Origin of the sequence: Vibrio sp. 1167, from assembly GCF_033340375.1 — a bacterium.
Taxonomy (GTDB): Bacteria; Pseudomonadota; Gammaproteobacteria; order Enterobacterales; family Vibrionaceae; genus Vibrio; species Vibrio alginolyticus.
On sequence record NZ_JAWOWK010000008.1, the window covers coordinates 34453 to 51687 of the forward strand.

The following is a 17235-nucleotide window of genomic DNA, read 5'->3' on the forward strand; positions in this document are numbered from 1 at the left end:
TATTAAGTATATTAATAATTTCTAGACAGAGCAGTAGTTATACATGAAACTAATACGCTAATATCTAACTTGGATAAACATTGTGGATTTAGCAAATAAACTACACCTGCTTTTAGAAGTCTCTAAAGCTGGATCTTTTGCAAAAGCAGCAGATGGGATGAATATCGACCGCTCTGTTTTGTCTAAACACATCAAGCAGTTAGAAGAGCACTTAGGAGTTAGGCTATTAAACAGAACGACTCGCTCTCTTTCATTAACACAAGTCGGCCAGCAAATAGTTGAAAAAGCAGACCAAATATCTCAACTCCTTGATGATACTCAACAAATAGCGGAGAACTTTCAGACTGAGCCTTCAGGGAAAGTACGAATTTCAAGCTCAACATTATTTGGAAAACTCTATCTACAACCTTCGATAGAGAAGTTTTTACATAAGTACCCAAAAGCAAGTGTTGAACTAATGCTAGATGATCTTCATGTAGACGTGATTAGAAGTAATTTTGATATTGCTTTTCGAATCGGACCTATGAGGGATTCATCAATGGTAGCAAGAAAATTAGCAAAAAATACGACTGCAATCATTGCTTCTCGAAATTTAATTGAAAAACATGGTAACCCAGAAACGCCGGATGAGTTAGTTAAGCTACCTTTTATTATTTATTCAAATGGTAATTTTATTGTCGATAAACTTAAATTCTACGACAAAGCAAAATCAGATGGTTTAGATACATACCCAATATCAGGGTCATACATGGTAAATGAAGCTGAGCTAATAATTGAAAGCGTAAAGTCAGGTCTGGGCGCAGCACTTATAGGTCAATTTATGCTTCCTAACAACCTAGAGTCTTCTAATTTAGTTCAACTTTTACCAGAATATGAAACTCAAGATTTTGGTGATATTTATGCCATGTACTCACACCGTCAGCAATCACCATTGGTTAGGGCATTCATTGATATCATTCAAGAAGAAATTGGCATACCACCAATATGGGAAAAGCATTTCAATAAAAGCTAGGTTATTCTATTTAACCAAAATTAACATAAAATAAAAAGTCAAATAAAATCAATAAATTAAACCAGCAACGTTTAATATTCATCGAAGTTTAATGTTAGGTGAATTAAGTTCCATTCTAAATGGCGCTTAATTCACTAAATATAAAAAATTCTTGATTTATAATACTAACAAATCCATCACCTATACAAGTTACGATGTATATTGAAGAAAAACACACCTCGGTCACTAGTTTGTTAGTATATAAAATATCTTATCTTATTTTTTTGGTTATTTATACGTTAGCAACGATTTACTTTAGCGTAAAAATGGACAAAAGCACATCGGAGAACTCTCTTATAGAAATGACTCAAATAGCATTTGTGCTTTTTTCATCGTTAATGTGTTTGTATAAATCTAAGGAATATCTTGAACTCAAACACATATTAGTAATAATGTCTTCATTTTTTATGGTTATATTCGTTAGAGAAATGGACTACCACATAGAGCAGTATTTCCCTCACGGTTCATGGAAGTACCCTGCTTGGATTATAATAGTCTCGGTCTGTTATTTTTGTTTTAATAACATAGTTAACATAAAAAATGAGGTAAAATTTTTCATTTCTCATTCTAGCTTCACGACATTAACGATTGGCTTTTTTATTGTTTTCTTATTCTCACGCTTTGCAGGGTATGGTGATTTTTGGGTCGAGTTCATGGGGAACTCATACGATAGAGACGTGAAAAACTTGGTCGAAGAAAGCTTAGAGTTACTAGGTTACGCGATACTTTTAAACGGTGTTTTACTTATTAAAGTAGAAAACCACTAAGTATAAATAAAGGTTCAGAGCTTGTAGTTCAAGCTTTGAACTTTTTTAACCAAAAAAAAGCAGCAAATTATATTTGCTGCAAATGATGAAAAAAACAATATGCGTAAGTTAACTTCCTAGCAATGGATGCGTTAACGAGTTAATAATAACGAACCGTAACAATTAAGTCTCGTTGAAAATAATCCATAAAGAATGGCATTTATTACACTGTTAATTATGTAACCTTATCTAATCTAGTTATCACACGCCGTCGTTTTGATATCTTATCTCTTTCCGTCAATAAATAGCTCTTCACATCAGATCCCATTTATCATCCCACAACAGTCGGATTTACAACAAAGCAATAAAAATCAATAAATTAGAAGTGGTCACTTAAAAAATAAAAAGGAGTAAAAACGAAACTATGTCAGATAGAACATATTAAAGATCACCGACTCTGAGTAGAAAACCGTTCATACTCGTTACGCATACAATCAATAAAGACTTCCATCGCCGGCGTCACACACTTCCCAGCATGATAAGCGCAGAGTGGCTTGATCATCTGTGAAAATTCGGTGAACTCAAGCTCTTGTAAACTGCCCTCTTGCAACTCTTTTTCAACCGTAAAACGAGGTAAATAAGAGATACCAATATTACTCTCAACGCAGTTTTTGATCGTATTAATACTGCTAAGTTCGATCATGTTGTCGATGCTAATATCACGCTCCTGAATAATGCTCTCAAACATCTGTCGAAAAAGGCACTTAGGGCCATTGCTTATAAACCCTAGATCAATATGTTGCTCTCTCTTCTTTAAATCTAGCCCTTTTAAAAGCGGTGAAGCAACCAATACCAGTGGCTCCTGCTCAAACTCGTGGACCTTGAGCGTATCGTCATTACCTACTCGATAAAACACACCTAAATCAGCTTTATCCGCTATCAACTCATCTCGAATCTGATAGCAATTTTGTGATTGCAGAGAGAGTCTGACATTGGGCGCTCTGATCCTGAACTCTTTTAAAACATTAGCCATCTTATAAGCAAGTTGAGTCTCAGCAACCAGCACTTTCAATTCACCGGTCGGCTCCGAGTTTTCTTGCTGTGCTGTTCCCTCAATATTTTCCATCACTCGCGCCAGTTCATAGACGTAAGGCAGTATCTTTTCTCCTGCTTGAGTCAAAACCATCTTACGCCCTATTTTTTCGAACAGCTGCAAAGACAGATCTTGTTCCAACTGCTTGATTTGAAAGGTGACGGTTGATTGCGTGCAATAAAGCTTCTGTGACGCTTTTAGAAACGATCCTTCTTCAACAATAGCTTTAAAAGTAAGAAAGCGTTTTAGATTCATGACTAGACTCCACAACCAACAGTTCAATAAATTAAAAGTCTAAGTTTTAATTTATTCAATTTTTTAATCAATTGTAGCGAAGTATAGTGCAGTAAAAACAGGAGAGATAGAGATGACCGCCATCTACACCGCATTTTTTACTTACGTAATCATTACTTCAATTACACCAGGGCCAAACAACATTTTATCGCTCAGCATCGCGACGCAATATGGACTAAAACGCTCAACAAAAGTGATTTCGGGGATGTTTTGTGGCTATGTTGTTTTGATGCTACTTTGTGGCGCTTTCACGTATAACATGATCAGCCTCTTGCCCGTGATTACACCTTGGCTAACATGGATTGGAGCAGCTTATATTGTTTGGTTGGCTTGGGGGCTTGCTACGAGTGAGATCAAAACTTCATCGGATAATTCTAAAGGTATCAGTTTCTTAACAGGTTTCGGTTTGCAGTTCGTTAATGTGAAAATCATTCTTTATGGAATTACCTCTATTTCTACGTTCGTACTGCCCCACACTCAGAATATCTACTGGATCTTAGCGACTAGCCTCATTCTTGCTTTGATCGCACTCCTTAGCAACGTAGTTTGGGCCGTTGCAGGAAAGCTACTTCAATCGCAATTCCAGAGATATGGCAAAGTCATAAATATGAGCTTAGCAGCAGCTCTGATCTATTGTGCGACACAGTTATTTACTTAAGTATATAGTTGATCATCAAGAACAATATTGCTCTTCAACTTAGACGACTACGTTTATGTGAAGAGCAAATTCTGCTCTACAAATAGCTGCGGTTTCTCGTGCCCTTACTCGCTCCTTCATACGGCAGTTTTTGAAGAAGTAGGTTCAACGTCACTTAATCAACCTAAAGATACGAAATCTTTTTTAGTTTTACAGACACGGCCTTGGCGACCTCGGCAATAACTAAGCATTGCTTAGTATACACAAATCAGAAAAACTAAGATAATCTTAGTCATCCAAGTCCTTCGTATGAACTTTAAGTGTTGTTTAATAACCCACTCCCAGCCCGCCTTAAGCATGCGCGTAAACAAGCGAATCTGTCCCAAAAAGCACTGGGCATCCGTATCGGCATGGATGATAGTTCTGCAAGTGCAAGGATGAATCAATACGAAAGGGAGCGCCATACTCCCGACGTAAAAACGCTCAAACTTATCGCAGATGAGCTAAACGTGCCTCTAAACTATTTTTTTTGTGAAGATGAAATCACCGCTGAACTTGCGGTGAATCTCCACAAGCTGTCAAATGATGACAAGCAAAGAGTGCTTGAGAGCACAGCCCAGCTGATTGCAGACGCAATCGCCACGAAGTCGAGTACGTAATTGGGATTAAACGCCTAAGAATACGTATCAATACCAAAGAATCAAAGAGCATAACTAAGGGTTCAACATGGCTACAACAAAAGCACTTGTGGTTTTTTCCGGTGGGCAGGACTCTACGACCTGCTTAATCGATGCATTAAATACATATGATGAAGTTCATGCTATAACGTTTGATTATGGCCAGCGTCATTCTGATGAAATAGATATCGCTATCGAATTAGGTAAGCAACTTAACATCAAAAGCCACAAAGTCCTGGATGTAAAATCAATTAATGAGTTAGCGATTAGCTCGCTGACAAGAGACAACATTCCGGTATCTAATGACTTAAGCGACGCTAACGTACCCAATACATTCGTTCCAGGGAGAAACATTCTCTTTCTTACTTACGCATGTATCCATGCTTACCAGCTTGGCATTCAAGACATCATTACGGGAGTCTGCGAAACAGACTTTAGTGGTTACCCTGACTGCCGAGACAACTTTATTCGCTCTCTAAATCTCTCTTGCAATTTAGGTATGGATAAAGCCTTCAATATTAAGACTCCTTTAATGTGGCTTACTAAAGCAGAGACCTGGGCTCTAGCTGATAAGTACAATATGTTGGAGTTTGTCCAAAACAATACTTTAACATGTTACAACGGAATCGTTGGTAAAGGCTGTGGTGAATGCCCAGCGTGCCTACTGCGACAAAGCGGCTTAGAAGAATACTTAGCGAGCAAATAGTCTTTGTTAGCGGTAATAATAGCGGTGGATAAAACCTTTTGCGTTCGCTTCTAAACGTTTTATCTCAGCGTGAAACTCCAGCCAACAGAGCTTCATTTTGATGCCGCCAGATTGGTGGCATCAATTAAATGCGAAACGATTGTCGAACCAAAGATAGCACCACACCACAACAGCCAACACTTCTTAGCTTTTACAACGCTATAAATTGTTTAGATACATCGACAATGTTTCCATAGCAAAGCTACCAACTGCATTACTCGCGAAACCGGGATTAGATAGAAAAGCCACCTCGAATGATGACGAGCCTCTCGTCTAAGCAATACTCAAATATTTATGAGTTTGAACAGACAAACGCCAATTGCGGGCAATACACGTATCAATACACAATTGCGTAGCACGAGGCTTCTGGCTAATTGGTTGTAGTGCAATGATAGTCTCAGCCGCTACGTTCGCATTTGCTAAAAGGTCATCAAGGTGGTCGATGTCTTTCTGGGTACCGACTGGATGCTTAATCTCATTTGCCCGCTCTAACGCACTATTAAGCACTGGCAATTTACCTTTCATTGCCACTTTTGGTGACACTGTCACCCACGTGTTTTCTGAAGTAATCACTTCTGATGTGCCACTGGTTTCGATTTGGCATTGGCACCCCATATCTTCAAACGCCTTTGTTAAAGGGCGCAGATCATAAATACAAGGCTCTCCACCAGTAATCACGATATGCTTAGCATTAAAGCCTTGCTGTTGATATTGCTCTACGATGTTCTCGGCAGATGCAACACACCACGTCGGAGAATCTTCCGTTTTCACCAGAATATCGCCTATTTGACGTTGATCATTCTCATCTGCATACCACGTTTGTTTGGTATCGCACCATGAGCAACCAACCGGACACTCTTGAAGCCGAACAAAAACAGCAGGGACTCCAGTGAAAACCCCTTCCCCTTGGATGGTTTCAAACATCTCATTTAGCTTATACAACGCAGAACTCACTCAACTCATAACATTTCGAGGCGAAGACCATAATGGACACGCGTGTCTAGGTCAATTTAAACCAAAAATTAATTGTTAAAATAGACCATTTTGTAGTTTCATAGCGTAATGAATATAGGTTTCTGGTTAACGTTAAACCAAGCCTTTTTCACTGACAGATCCCAAAAAACTTTAAGGTAAGAAATGATGTATAAACTGATCGCACTAGATATGGATGGCACGCTACTCAATAGTGATAAAGCCATTTCTGAAGAAAACAAACAAGCGATCGCAAAAGCTCGAGAAGCAGGCGTTACTGTCGTTCTCGCTTCTGGTCGCCCATTAGAAGGAATGCAAGACAAGCTCGACGAACTGAATATCCATTCCGATCGAGATTTTGTTCTTTACTACAACGGTTCGATGGTCAAGAACGTAGGCACAAACGACATCATCCACCAGCAAATCATAGATGGTAAAGCTGCAAAATTGGTGGCGCGAAAAGCCGAAGAGCTAGGTGCGTACGTCCATGCTTTTAGTCAAGTTCATGGTTTAATCACCAACGAACACAACCCTTACACCGATATTGAAGCAAAGATAAATGGCTTAAATGTCACCGAGATGAACTTCGAATCACTAGAAGACGATCATCCAATCATCAAAGCTATGATGGTTGCAGAGCCAAGCAAACTAACAGAAGTTATAGCAGCACTGCCAGCTGAAATGCGCGAAGCGTTTACGGTTGTTCAAAGCGCTCCGTTTTTCCTTGAGTTTCTTAACCCTGCGAGCAACAAAGGTATTGGTGTTGCCGCAATTGCCGAGTATCTGGGAATTAAACCGGAAGAAGTTATCTGTATGGGTGACGCAGAAAATGACCACCACATGCTGAAATACGCTGGCCTTGGTATCGCGATGGCAAATGCAATGGAAGAAACCAAGCAAATCGCTGACTACATTACGGCAAGTAATGATGAGCACGGTGTCGCTAAAGCTATAGAAAAGTTCGTGCTCAATGCATAGCCCTTTCCGCCATGTCTGTTGCGTTAAGCTTCTTACGTTTAACACCCCTAGCCGTCCAAGATAGGCAAGCGGCGTTGTTCGTGGACTAAACGTGTAAAAGCCTTGCTGTAATGCAAGGCTTTGTTTTTACTTAAATACTAATAGATAACAAATACAGCCATCAATCTAGCAACGTTTTGCTCGGTTGGTTTTCACAAGTCAGCTTCCTTGCAAGCAGCATAAATAACAACATTAATAATGGATAATGTAACGTCGACAAGACTAATGACCACAAACCGCTAAACGATACGATATTAGCCGAGTACAAATAGAGTTGATCAACAAGCAACAATGCCAGCGTCACAAAGATCATCTGCCGAGTATCTAAATGTGCTTTCGACTCTTTAAATGTCATGACCAACGCTGATGCAGTGATTAAAATTGCTAGCCAGCAACCAAACACAGGTAATGGCCAGATGACGGAGATGACCGCTGTTGCCGCAGTCATAATGAACCAGACGCCTTTTGAGCTTAGAACTTGATCAACGTTCACATCTTGATTTGTCTCCAGTCGAAGAACATGCCAAGCCACCAAGCTGCCTAACAGCGCGCCAAATAACATATCTAAAATAAAGGCACTGCCGAGGAAAAACTTACCTAACACCACAGTAAGAGTGATGAACACGAAGACTGCCGTTGTTCCATTCAAACCAAAATACTGGGTTCTATGAAACAAGAACGTCAGAACACAAAACCACACAGCGATAGGCAAGCTAGGAAAACTAAAGCCAAAGCTGTGCGTTAACTCCATCATTGGTATATAGACATGTGGGCGCGGTAACGAAAAGCCTTGTTGAGCGACAAGCACCATAAGCGACGTTGCACTAATTGCGAAAAAGAGTCGGTACACAAACCGGCTACCAAAGCGCATCATGGCAAAAGGAAATAGAAAGAGTAGTACCGTCGGTTCTGTCAGGTCTATAACCAGTTTCGAGATCTGACTAGCTACCTCGTAACTCGTTTCTGACAACGCCCCTACCCAACTCTGTAAATCTATCAGCCACGCCAATTCAACCTGACGAAATGAAGGCGCGGATTCGATCAACTGAGTCACATAAGATACTGATTGCTTGGTAGCTTGATCAAAAAACTGAGTGACTTGTGGCCATTGCTCAGGGTAACGATACAAAGATGATGGTAATTCAGATGGGCTAAGCAGCATCGCTGACGCAACTTCTACTCCATAATGAGGGGCAAACCAAATAGGCAGTTCATTTCCACCTAAAGAATTATTCATAGAAAAAGCGATAATGTCAGAGTCTGATATACAGTCGTAAAAAACCGCAGTGTCCGTTCTGCCAAGCTCCTCTCCAACCGTAACCACTATACCGGTTTCTTCCCACGTTTCTCGTTGAGCAGCAACTTGTGGAGACTCACCATCAATGATGGTTCCGCCAGGTAGAGAAATCTTATCCGTTAATACTTCATGAACTAGCACTAACTTGTCATCAGCGCGAACAATACAGAGCGCTCCTTTAACTTCGCTCGCAGTGGCTTTAGCCGTAGAGATCGGTGAAACAGGTAACAAAATAAAACAAAGGATGAGTAATAACAGCTGTCTCAACACAAAATATGACCTTAAATAAACATAATGATAACCAATGAATCATGGCAGTTAATCTTATCTTTTTCGACAAAAATTAAGTAACGAGTTATGCCAAACTGAGTTGATCGCGTAAAACCCGATCTCAACGCTCACTGGAGAATAATTTAATGCAAACCTGACAAAGATCAGACAAAACATAAAATGTTGATCGCAATTCTGCCAGTTATATAAAGATAACGTCAGGACAAAGTCATACACATTTTGTGGGTTCTCATAGTTGACACAATAAAAAAGGGCTTATTATTCGCAAACAATAAACCCCAGTTATAATAACTATGTACTGATCGTTGAAACCAAGAATGAATCTTATCTCATGGTCAACGAATCAAATTCACTGGCCCGATCGTTAGTTAGACTTGCAATTCGCATCGCCTACTTTTTGCCAAACACCCCAAGGCCCTGAGTCTGCTGGATTATCACCTTGAGTCCACCACTGCGCTTGCCAAACTTTACCATTCCAAGTAACCGTATCTCCTTTGAGATACACTAAGCTGGCTTGCCATACAGTTGTACAGCTATCTGTGGGAGGCGTTGTCACCGTTTTCGCTTGAGCGGATACTAACGCTTGGTATTGTGTGCTGGTCTTATCAACGTTGAAGTTCAAAGCCACTCTTGCTTCTCCGCTCTGAGTAGCACCAAATTCAACATCAACACGACAACTTGCATTCATTGCTAACGTCGCCTGAGAGCACTGATCATTGGCAATAACAGCTGCATCAGTAACACCCGAAGCAAACGCGCGAACATTTTCCACAGTGAACGTGGTGCTCCCTGAATTCTGGATAACAAAGCTATATTGCTGTAACTCCCCAACATTAAATGATGCCAGTGTCTGTTCGGTGGTGTATCCAACAGAAACATTCTCTTTTGGTGGTGTTGCTGTTCCGATAACACCATCGACAAAATTGCGCATAGCAGCGATATCGCTATAAACCCCATACATACCAGGACGAGCACAACCTATTCCCCAACTGACCACACCAAGTTGAGTAATTACACCACTGCGATTAATGACGATTGGACCACCACTATCTCCCTGACAAGAATCTATCCCACCTTGAGGAATACCCGCACAGAATGACACTTCTCCAACCGTTGTGTAGTTGCCACCGGCTTGACGGCAAGTCATATCCGACACAAGTGGGACGTCAACCTCTTGCAATCGAGACGGAGAGCTTCCTCCTTCAGAAGTTCGCCCTAAGCCAGCAACACTAAGCCAATCTCCGATGCTCGCGTATTGCGTTAGACTGCCATTCGCAATCTCAACTGAAGAAACACCTTGAGGCACAGAGTCGAGCTTCAATACCGCGAGGTCATGAGAAAGCGTCGCGCGGCGATATGCCGGGTGCATATGGATCTCACTGACGTTTGCACGAACACCGTCACTACCGTTATAAACAACGCCACCGATTTTAACCGCTATCTGATTCGGAGAATCACCCTCAACACAATGCGCAGCAGTCAGGACGTAACCATTCCCGATATAACTGGCCCCACAATATGATCGGTTACCATAACGACTAACAATTTGGGTGTAGAATTTCCAGTCACGTGGGTCGGCAGTTACTCCGCCTACGATCTGGGGTTGGATAGTATGATTTTGCGTCCGTGACAAATCATCAGCACTTGCGAACATTGGCAAAACGGCTAAAGCAAGTAACGATTTTGTTAGTTTCAAAATATTGTCCTCTTGTTTTTGTAAGCACGATCCTCGTGCTACTAATAAACAAGCAGACAAAAACGCCGATACCAATGTGGGTGCATATCAATTTGTTAACATTGCGAGCAACTTATAGAGAAAAGTCTATTGACGAACTGAATGATTTCAATTCGATAGAACCTAAATCACAATATTAAAGTTAAATACGATTATTCGTTCAGCGGTTTTCTTAAATAGTGGATATGATGTGCAAATCCTTGTTTTTCATACAAAGATATTGCGCCCTGGTTAAAATGCCATACTTCAACAAACATCTGTTTTGCACCGTAATCAGAGAACGTTGACTCAATTTTATTAATCAATGCCTGCGCCGTACCTTGTTTTCGATATTCAGGCAGCACATAGAGCTCATCCACACTTCCCATCATAACTGGCTGGCTGACGGTAGAAATAAGTTCACAGAAGTGACCAGAGATAAAGCCAATAATTTCATCTCCTTGTTTTGCTAGGTAAACAAGGCACTCAGGGTCGTCAATATATCGAGCAATGCTTTTTTCTTGTTCTATCTCCTCTGCCGTTTTGAAAAGCTCAGGAGATTGAAGATGATGCTCATCATGAAGCTCGAACATAAGATCGTTGAGCAACTCTAGGTCGCTAAAACACGCAGGTTTAATCGCAAACGTGGTCATACAAAGGGTCACTAAAAATGGAATGGCTGTAGTTTGTGAGGAAAACGTCGTATTGGCAAGTCACAAATGCTTTCACGATACGTTTGTACTGTTTGAACAACAAAAAGGCCCCTGCACTTAATAAACGTACAGAGGCAGAACCAATCAACAGAGTTCGAGGATCAGGGGTTAGTTAGAATTGAGTTTTTCTCAGCGTCGTAGAGCTCGCTCAATTTCGTTCAAGCTACTTGGGTCATCAATCGTTGACGGAACGGTGTATTTTTCACCATCAGCTATTTGACGTATAGTTCGACGCAAAATTTTACCTGAACGTGTTTTCGGTAAACGGTCTACAACCAACGCATGCTTGAAGCAAGCAACTGCACCTATCTCACTACGCACTTTGCCAACAAGCTCACCTTCAAGGTCTAGCTCATCCACTTTGACGCCGTCTTTCAGTACAACAAAACCAAGTGGAAGCTGACCTTTTAGATCATCGTGGATACCAACCACCGCACATTCTGCAATCGCTGGGTGGCCTCCTACTATTTCTTCCATTTCACCTGTCGACAATCGATGTCCCGCGACATTAATCACGTCATCAATACGTCCCATAATAAACAGGTAACCGTCTTCATCCAGATAGCCACCATCACCTGACACGTAGTAGCCTGGGAATTGGCTAAGATAACCAGTTTCAAAACGGTCATGATTACGCCAAACCGTTGGCAGACAGCTTGGTGGTAGCGGACGTTTTAATGCTACAAAGCCTTGTTGGTTAGGCCCGACAGCCTCTCCAAGTTCATTCAGAATCTCGACCTGATAACCCGGAATGGGCTTCGTCGAAGAACCAGCTTTAACTGGCATCATTTCGACACCTGTCGGGTTGCCCGCTATGGCCCAGCCCGTCTCGGTTTGCCACCAGTGGTCAATGACGGGCTTGTCCGCTTTGCTCTGAACCCACTCCAGTGTCGGAGGGTCAAGGCGTTCTCCCGCCATAAAGATGGCTTTCAGATTCGACAAGTCGTACTGTTTTAAGTGCTCGCCTTCCGGGTCCTCTTTCTTAATCGCACGAAACGCCGTTGGTGCAGAGAACAACGCATCTACTTTATATTCATCACACACTCGCCAAAATGCGCCAGGATCCGGTGTTCGAACAGGCTTGCCTTCGAATAGGATAGTAGTGCAACCGTGAATCAGTGGAGCGTAAACAATGTAAGAGTGCCCTACTACCCAGCCCACATCAGATGCCGCCCAAAAGACGCCATCTTGAGGAATGTTATAGATTGCGCTCATGGAGTACTTCATCGCGACAGCATGGCCACCGTTATCACGCACAACGCCTTTCGGCTTACCTGTCGTACCCGATGTATAAAGTATGTAGAGCGGATCGGTTGCTAACACCGGAACACAACCATGTGGCAGCGCTTGTTTGTACTCTCGCTGCCAATCTAAGTCTCTTTCTTGGTTTAGCTCAGCGTCGCACTCTGGACGTTGGAAAACAAACACTTTCTCAGGCTTCCAACGGCTGTCCATAATGGCTTTGTCTACCATTGGTTTGTATGGAATGACTTTGTTGATCTCAATCCCGCACGACGCCGTCATGATCACTTTCGGCTCTGCATCTTCAATTCGTACAGCAAGCTCATTAGGTGCAAAACCACCGAATACTACAGAATGAATCGCCCCCAAACGCGCGCAGGCAAGCATCGCCATTGCGGCTTCTGGGATCATCGGCATATAAATAACGACTCGGTCGCCTTTTTCAACACCTTGAGCAGACAGCATGCCAGCAATTTTTGCTACTTGGTCACGTAGATCGCTATAGGTGTACGTGGCTTTACGACCTGTCACTGGCGAGTCATAAATGAGTGCAGTATTATCACCGCGTCCTTGCTCGCAATGGTAATCCAATGCTAACCAGCACGTATTCATTACACCATCTGGAAACCAACGTTCTATGCCGTTTTCATCAGATTTCAAGATAGTTTTAGGAGATTCGAACCAATCGATATTCTCCGCTTGAGCGCGCCAAAAACTCTCCGGTTCGTTTTTCGCCCATAAATATTCTTTTTCGTATGAAGACATATTGCTTCCTCCAGTATGTCCTGACATTGCTCTCGTTCTATTCAAAGACCGTTCTTTTCACTCAAAGACATCAGAGGGTACACGCACAAATCCCTCCATTAGTATTCTCGCACTTCGGCTCATGATGGCTTTTTGCACCACCCAGCCCTGCTCAGTTTGCTTCGCTTGTGCTCCAACTTTTAACGTTCCTGAGGGGTGGCCAAAAGTCACTGACTCTTTTTCACCGCCACCAGCAGCCAAGTTAACCAACGTACCCGGTACACACGCCGCTGAAGCGATAGCAACAGCTGCTGTTCCCATCATTGCATGGTGAAGTTTGCCCATCGACAACGCACGAACCAACACATCTATGTCCGACTCATTAACGGCTTTACCACTTGAAGACAGGTAACTTTTCGGTTTAGAAACAAACGCTATTTTCGGCGTATGTTGGCGTGTTTGAGCTTCTTCTAAATCAGAAATCAGGCCCATTTTTAACGCGCCATATGCGCGGATGGATTCGAACATCGCTAATGCTGTGTCATCGTTGTTGACATCGTCTTGCAGCTCGGTGCCCTGATATCCTATCGATTCAGCATCAATAAAAATGGTTGGTATGCCCGCGTTAATAAAGGTCGCGTTGAACGTACCCACATCCGGCACCACCAAATCATCAACTAAGTTGCCCGTTGGGAACATACTTCCTTCGCCATCGGAAGGATCAACAAAATCCACTTGAATCTCTGCCGCTGGAAACGTGACACCATCGAGTTCAAACTCTCCGGTTTCTTGGACGAAACCATTGACGATTGGCACGTGAATCAAAATCGTTTTGCTTATGTTCACTTGCCAAACACGCACCGTCACAATGCCATTTTCTGGAATACGGTCTTGTGGGATCAGACCAGCATGAATGGCGAAAGGACCGACAGCGGCAGACAAGTTGCCGCAGTTACCACTCCAATCGACGAATGGTTTGTCGATCGACACTTGGCCAAATAAGTAGTCAACATCGTGATCGGCTCTGCTGCTGCGCGAAACAATCACTGTTTTACTGGTGCTTGACGTCGCGCCCCCCATGCCATCAATTTGCTTCGCGTAAGGATCAGGGCTGCCAATAACGCGTAGCAACAGTTTGTCACGTGCGGCTCCAGCCACTTGCGCTTCTTGAGGTAAATCCTCTAGGTTGAAAAAGACACCTTTACTCGTGCCGCCACGCATGTACGTCGCGGGCACTTTTATTTGGCTTGTTTGATTCGGAGTATTATTTGACATACGCACTCCTTATTGTGCCAAGAAATCTTGCGCGAAACGCTGCAGAACACCGCCCGCGTTGTACACGTGAACTTCGTCAGCGGTATCTAAGCGACAAGTAACCGGAACATCGACTTTATCGCCGTTGGTGCGTGTTATAACCAGCGCTAAATCAGCGCCCGGCTTGATTTCTCCAACCACGTCGTAAAGTTCCGTACCATCCAGCTCTAGCGTATTGCGGTTAACGCCCGACTTAAATTGCAGTGGTAGTACGCCCATGCCAACCAAGTTAGTACGGTGAATACGCTCAAAGCCTTCAGCAACAATGGCTTCTACGCCCGCCAGTCGAACGCCTTTTGCCGCCCAGTCACGGGATGACCCCTGACCGTAATCCGCGCCAGCCACCACGATCAATGGTTGTTTACGATTCATGTAGGTTTCAATCGCTTCCCACATACGAACCACCTGTCCTTCTGGCTCTACACGCGCCAGAGATCCCTGCACGACTTCGCCGTTTTCCTTCACCATTTCATTGAACAACTTTGGGTTAGCGAAGGTCGCGCGTTGCGCCGTTAAGTGGTCACCACGGTGAGTCGCGTAAGAGTTGAAATCTTCTTCTGGCACACCCATTTTCGCTAAGTATTCACCTGCTGCGCTGCTTGCGAGAATCGCGTTGGATGGTGATAAGTGATCAGTGGTGATGTTGTCGCCCAGAATCGCCAATGGACGCATACCAGACAATGTTCTTTCTCCCGCTAGCGCACCTTCCCAGTACGGTGGTCGGCGGATATAGGTACTCATCGGACGCCAGTCGTACAGCGGGTTGGGATTTTGCTCTTGATCATTCAGCTTAAACATCTGAATGTAAACTTGCTTAAACTGCTCTGGTTTAACATGAGTACCGACAACTGCATCGATCTCTTCATCGCTTGGCCACAAATCATTGAGATAAATTGGTTTGCCGTTTTGGTCCGTGCCAAGCGCATCGCGCTCGATATCAAAACGAATGGTACCGGCTAGTGCATAAGCGACAACCAATGGTGGTGAAGCCAAGAAAGCTTGTTTGGCGTACGGATGGATTCGACCATCAAAGTTACGGTTACCAGAAAGCACCGCTGTTGCATATAAATCACGGTCGATGATCTCTTGTTGGATTTTTGGATCCAGCGCACCACTCATACCGTTACAAGTTGTACATGCGTAACCAACAATGCCAAAGCCAAGCTTCTCTAGCTCTGGTAATAAGCCCGCTTCTTCCAGATACAAGCGTGCAACTTTAGAACCCGGAGCAAAAGACGATTTCACCCAAGGTTTACGTACAAGACCAAGTTCGTTGGCTTTCTTCGCGACAAGGCCAGCAGCAACCACGTTTCTTGGGTTACTGGTATTCGTACATGAGGTAATAGCAGCGATGATCACTGCACCATCTGGCAACTCGCCTTCTTTCTCTTCCCACGCTCCAGAAATACCGCGCTGTGCCAACTCAGAAGTTGGTAAACGACGATGAGGGTTTGACGGACCAGCCAAGTTACGGCTAACTGATGATAAATCGAACTCAAGTACGCGCTCGTAAACGGCGCTATCAAGATCGTCTGCCCAAAGACCGGTTTGTTTTGCGTAATTTTCTACTAGAGCAACTTGTTCTTCATCTCGACCAGTTAGTTTCAAGTAATTGATGGTCTGCTCATCAATATAAAACATGCCAGCTGTTGCGCCGTATTCTGGTGTCATGTTTGAAATCGTTGCGCGGTCTCCGATCGTTAGATCACGTGCGCCTTCTCCGAAGAATTCAAGATATGAAGATACCACACGCTCATTACGCAGAAACTCAGTAATCGCGAGGACAATATCCGTTGCGGTAATGCCCGGTTGACGTTTACCCGTCAGTTTGACACCGACAATATCTGGTAGACGCATCATTGATGGTCGGCCAAGCATGACGGTTTCTGCTTCCAGACCACCGACACCTATCGCAATAACACCAAGAGCGTCTACGTGAGGCGTGTGACTGTCCGTACCCACACAGGTGTCTGGGTAGGCAATGCCCTGCTTTGCTTGTACCACAGGAGACATTTTTTCCAAGTTGATTTGGTGCATGATGCCATTCCCAGCTGGAATCACGCTGACGTTTTCAAACGCTGTTTTACACCACTCAATAAAGTGGAATCGGTCTTCATTACGGCGCTCTTCAATCGCGCGGTTTTTGTCGAAGGCATCAGGGTCAAAGCCCGCATGTTCAACCGCTAAAGAGTGGTCAACGATCAATTGTGTCTCAACCACTGGGTTCACTTTTGCAGGATCACCGCCCTGATCTGAAATGGCATCGCGCAGACCCGCTAAATCGACTAGAGCGGTCTGACCAAGAATGTCATGACAAACAACGCGTGCTGGATACCAAGGAAAATCAAGATCGCGTTTGCGTTCAATTAACTGTTTCAGGCTATCTGTCAATGTGTTCGGGTCACAGCGGCGGACCAGTTGCTCAGCTAGCACGCGAGAGGTATAAGGGAGTGTTTCATAGGCTCCAGGAGAAATGGCATTGACGGCTTCGCGTGCATCAAAATAATCCAGTTGAGTTCCCGGAAGCGGCTTACGATATTGAGTATTAATATTTGTGTTCATGGTTTGCTTCCATTCAGTCTTTACATCTTGCCTTCATCAAGGTTTTCCATTGCTCCAGAAACACAGTGATGAGAGGATCTCCTTCCTCTGTTAGAGAGAATGACAAAGGAAGGAGGTGGTCAACCA

13 protein-coding genes are annotated in these 17235 nt (G+C 43.4%); 5 read left to right on the top strand and 8 right to left on the bottom strand.

The features are described from left to right. Positions 1 to 82: 82 nt before the first annotated feature. Entirely contained in the window at positions 83 to 1012 is a 930-nt protein-coding gene (locus tag R7Z78_RS16940; RefSeq protein ID WP_104975342.1) for a LysR family transcriptional regulator, read from the top strand. 1233 nt (positions 1013 to 2245) lie between these two features. Here the strand turns inward: R7Z78_RS16940 and R7Z78_RS16945 are convergent. After that, complete coding sequence (locus R7Z78_RS16945) at positions 2246 to 3145, bottom strand: LysR family transcriptional regulator (protein ID WP_017821689.1); 900 nt, start codon at positions 3143 to 3145, stop codon at positions 2246 to 2248. 112 nt (positions 3146 to 3257) lie between these two features. On the opposite strand from R7Z78_RS16945, the gene eamB reads away from it, so the two are divergent. The 3 genes from eamB to queC all read left to right on the top strand — a co-directional run bounded on the left by eamB (position 3258) and on the right by queC (position 5204). Then, the gene (gene eamB, locus R7Z78_RS16950) at positions 3258 to 3842 is read left to right on the top strand and encodes a cysteine/O-acetylserine transporter (RefSeq protein WP_005388201.1); all 585 of its coding nucleotides are present in this window, start codon (positions 3258 to 3260) and stop codon (positions 3840 to 3842) included. A 299-nt stretch (positions 3843 to 4141) separates the two neighbouring features. Further along, on the top strand, positions 4142 to 4480 hold the full coding sequence (locus R7Z78_RS16955; RefSeq protein WP_005388200.1) for a helix-turn-helix domain-containing protein: 339 nt from the start codon (positions 4142 to 4144) through the stop codon (positions 4478 to 4480). Between the two features lie 67 nt (positions 4481 to 4547). Next, positions 4548 to 5204: a 7-cyano-7-deazaguanine synthase QueC gene (gene queC, locus R7Z78_RS16960; protein WP_104975344.1), complete on the top strand. Its 657-nt coding sequence runs from the start codon at positions 4548 to 4550 to the stop codon at positions 5202 to 5204. A 312-nt stretch (positions 5205 to 5516) separates the two neighbouring features. Here queC and queE read toward each other — a convergent pair whose 3' ends face one another. Further along, entirely contained in the window at positions 5517 to 6167 is a 651-nt protein-coding gene (gene queE, locus R7Z78_RS16965; RefSeq protein ID WP_005377296.1) for a 7-carboxy-7-deazaguanine synthase QueE, read from the bottom strand. A gap of 216 nt (positions 6168 to 6383) precedes the next feature. Between queE and R7Z78_RS16970 the strand changes: the two genes are divergently transcribed. Next, positions 6384 to 7193: a Cof-type HAD-IIB family hydrolase gene (locus R7Z78_RS16970; RefSeq protein ID WP_017821691.1), complete on the top strand. Its 810-nt coding sequence runs from the start codon at positions 6384 to 6386 to the stop codon at positions 7191 to 7193. 160 nt (positions 7194 to 7353) lie between these two features. Here the strand turns inward: R7Z78_RS16970 and R7Z78_RS16975 are convergent, their stop codons facing one another. The 6 genes from R7Z78_RS16975 to acnD form a co-directional block, all read right to left on the bottom strand. Next, positions 7354 to 8799: a bifunctional NUDIX hydrolase/phosphatase PAP2 family protein gene (locus tag R7Z78_RS16975; RefSeq protein WP_104975345.1), complete on the bottom strand. Its 1446-nt coding sequence runs from the start codon at positions 8797 to 8799 to the stop codon at positions 7354 to 7356. Positions 8800 to 9184: 385 nt separating this feature from the next. Then, on the bottom strand, positions 9185 to 10516 hold the full coding sequence (locus R7Z78_RS16980; RefSeq protein ID WP_104975346.1) for a trypsin-like serine protease: 1332 nt from the start codon (positions 10514 to 10516) through the stop codon (positions 9185 to 9187). A 191-nt stretch (positions 10517 to 10707) separates the two neighbouring features. Beyond that, positions 10708 to 11187 carry a GNAT family N-acetyltransferase gene (locus tag R7Z78_RS16985; RefSeq protein WP_104975347.1) on the bottom strand — a complete coding sequence of 160 codons (480 nt, stop codon included), beginning with the start codon at positions 11185 to 11187 and terminating at the stop codon, positions 10708 to 10710. 189 nt (positions 11188 to 11376) lie between these two features. Continuing rightward, complete coding sequence (locus tag R7Z78_RS16990; RefSeq protein ID WP_169644083.1) at positions 11377 to 13254, bottom strand: propionyl-CoA synthetase; 1878 nt, start codon at positions 13252 to 13254, stop codon at positions 11377 to 11379. A gap of 57 nt (positions 13255 to 13311) precedes the next feature. Next, positions 13312 to 14508 carry a 2-methylaconitate cis-trans isomerase PrpF gene (gene prpF, locus R7Z78_RS16995; protein WP_053304402.1) on the bottom strand — a complete coding sequence of 399 codons (1197 nt, stop codon included), beginning with the start codon at positions 14506 to 14508 and terminating at the stop codon, positions 13312 to 13314. A gap of 9 nt (positions 14509 to 14517) precedes the next feature. Continuing rightward, the gene (gene acnD / locus R7Z78_RS17000) at positions 14518 to 17109 is read right to left on the bottom strand and encodes a Fe/S-dependent 2-methylisocitrate dehydratase AcnD (protein ID WP_033906151.1); all 2592 of its coding nucleotides are present in this window, start codon (positions 17107 to 17109) and stop codon (positions 14518 to 14520) included. Positions 17110 to 17235: the final 126 nt, after the last annotated feature.

Excerpts from the sequence above, each read along its gene's own strand:
- R7Z78_RS16945 (WP_017821689.1), bottom strand. The coding sequence starts at position 3,145 with ATGAATCTAAAACGCTTTCTTACTTTTAAAGCTATTGTTGAAGAAGGA.
- eamB (WP_005388201.1), top strand. The coding sequence starts at position 3,258 with ATGACCGCCATCTACACCGCATTTTTTACTTACGTAATCATTACTTCA.
- queC (WP_104975344.1), top strand. The coding sequence starts at position 4,548 with ATGGCTACAACAAAAGCACTTGTGGTTTTTTCCGGTGGGCAGGACTCT.
- queE (WP_005377296.1), bottom strand. The coding sequence starts at position 6,167 with ATGTTTGAAACCATCCAAGGGGAAGGGGTTTTCACTGGAGTCCCTGCT.
- R7Z78_RS16970 (WP_017821691.1), top strand. The coding sequence starts at position 6,384 with ATGTATAAACTGATCGCACTAGATATGGATGGCACGCTACTCAATAGT.
- R7Z78_RS16985 (WP_104975347.1), bottom strand. The coding sequence starts at position 11,187 with ATGACCACGTTTGCGATTAAACCTGCGTGTTTTAGCGACCTAGAGTTG.
- R7Z78_RS16990 (WP_169644083.1), bottom strand. The coding sequence starts at position 13,254 with ATGTCTTCATACGAAAAAGAATATTTATGGGCGAAAAACGAACCGGAG.
- prpF (WP_053304402.1), bottom strand. The coding sequence starts at position 14,508 with ATGTCAAATAATACTCCGAATCAAACAAGCCAAATAAAAGTGCCCGCG.
- acnD (WP_033906151.1), bottom strand. The coding sequence starts at position 17,109 with ATGAACACAAATATTAATACTCAATATCGTAAGCCGCTTCCGGGAACT.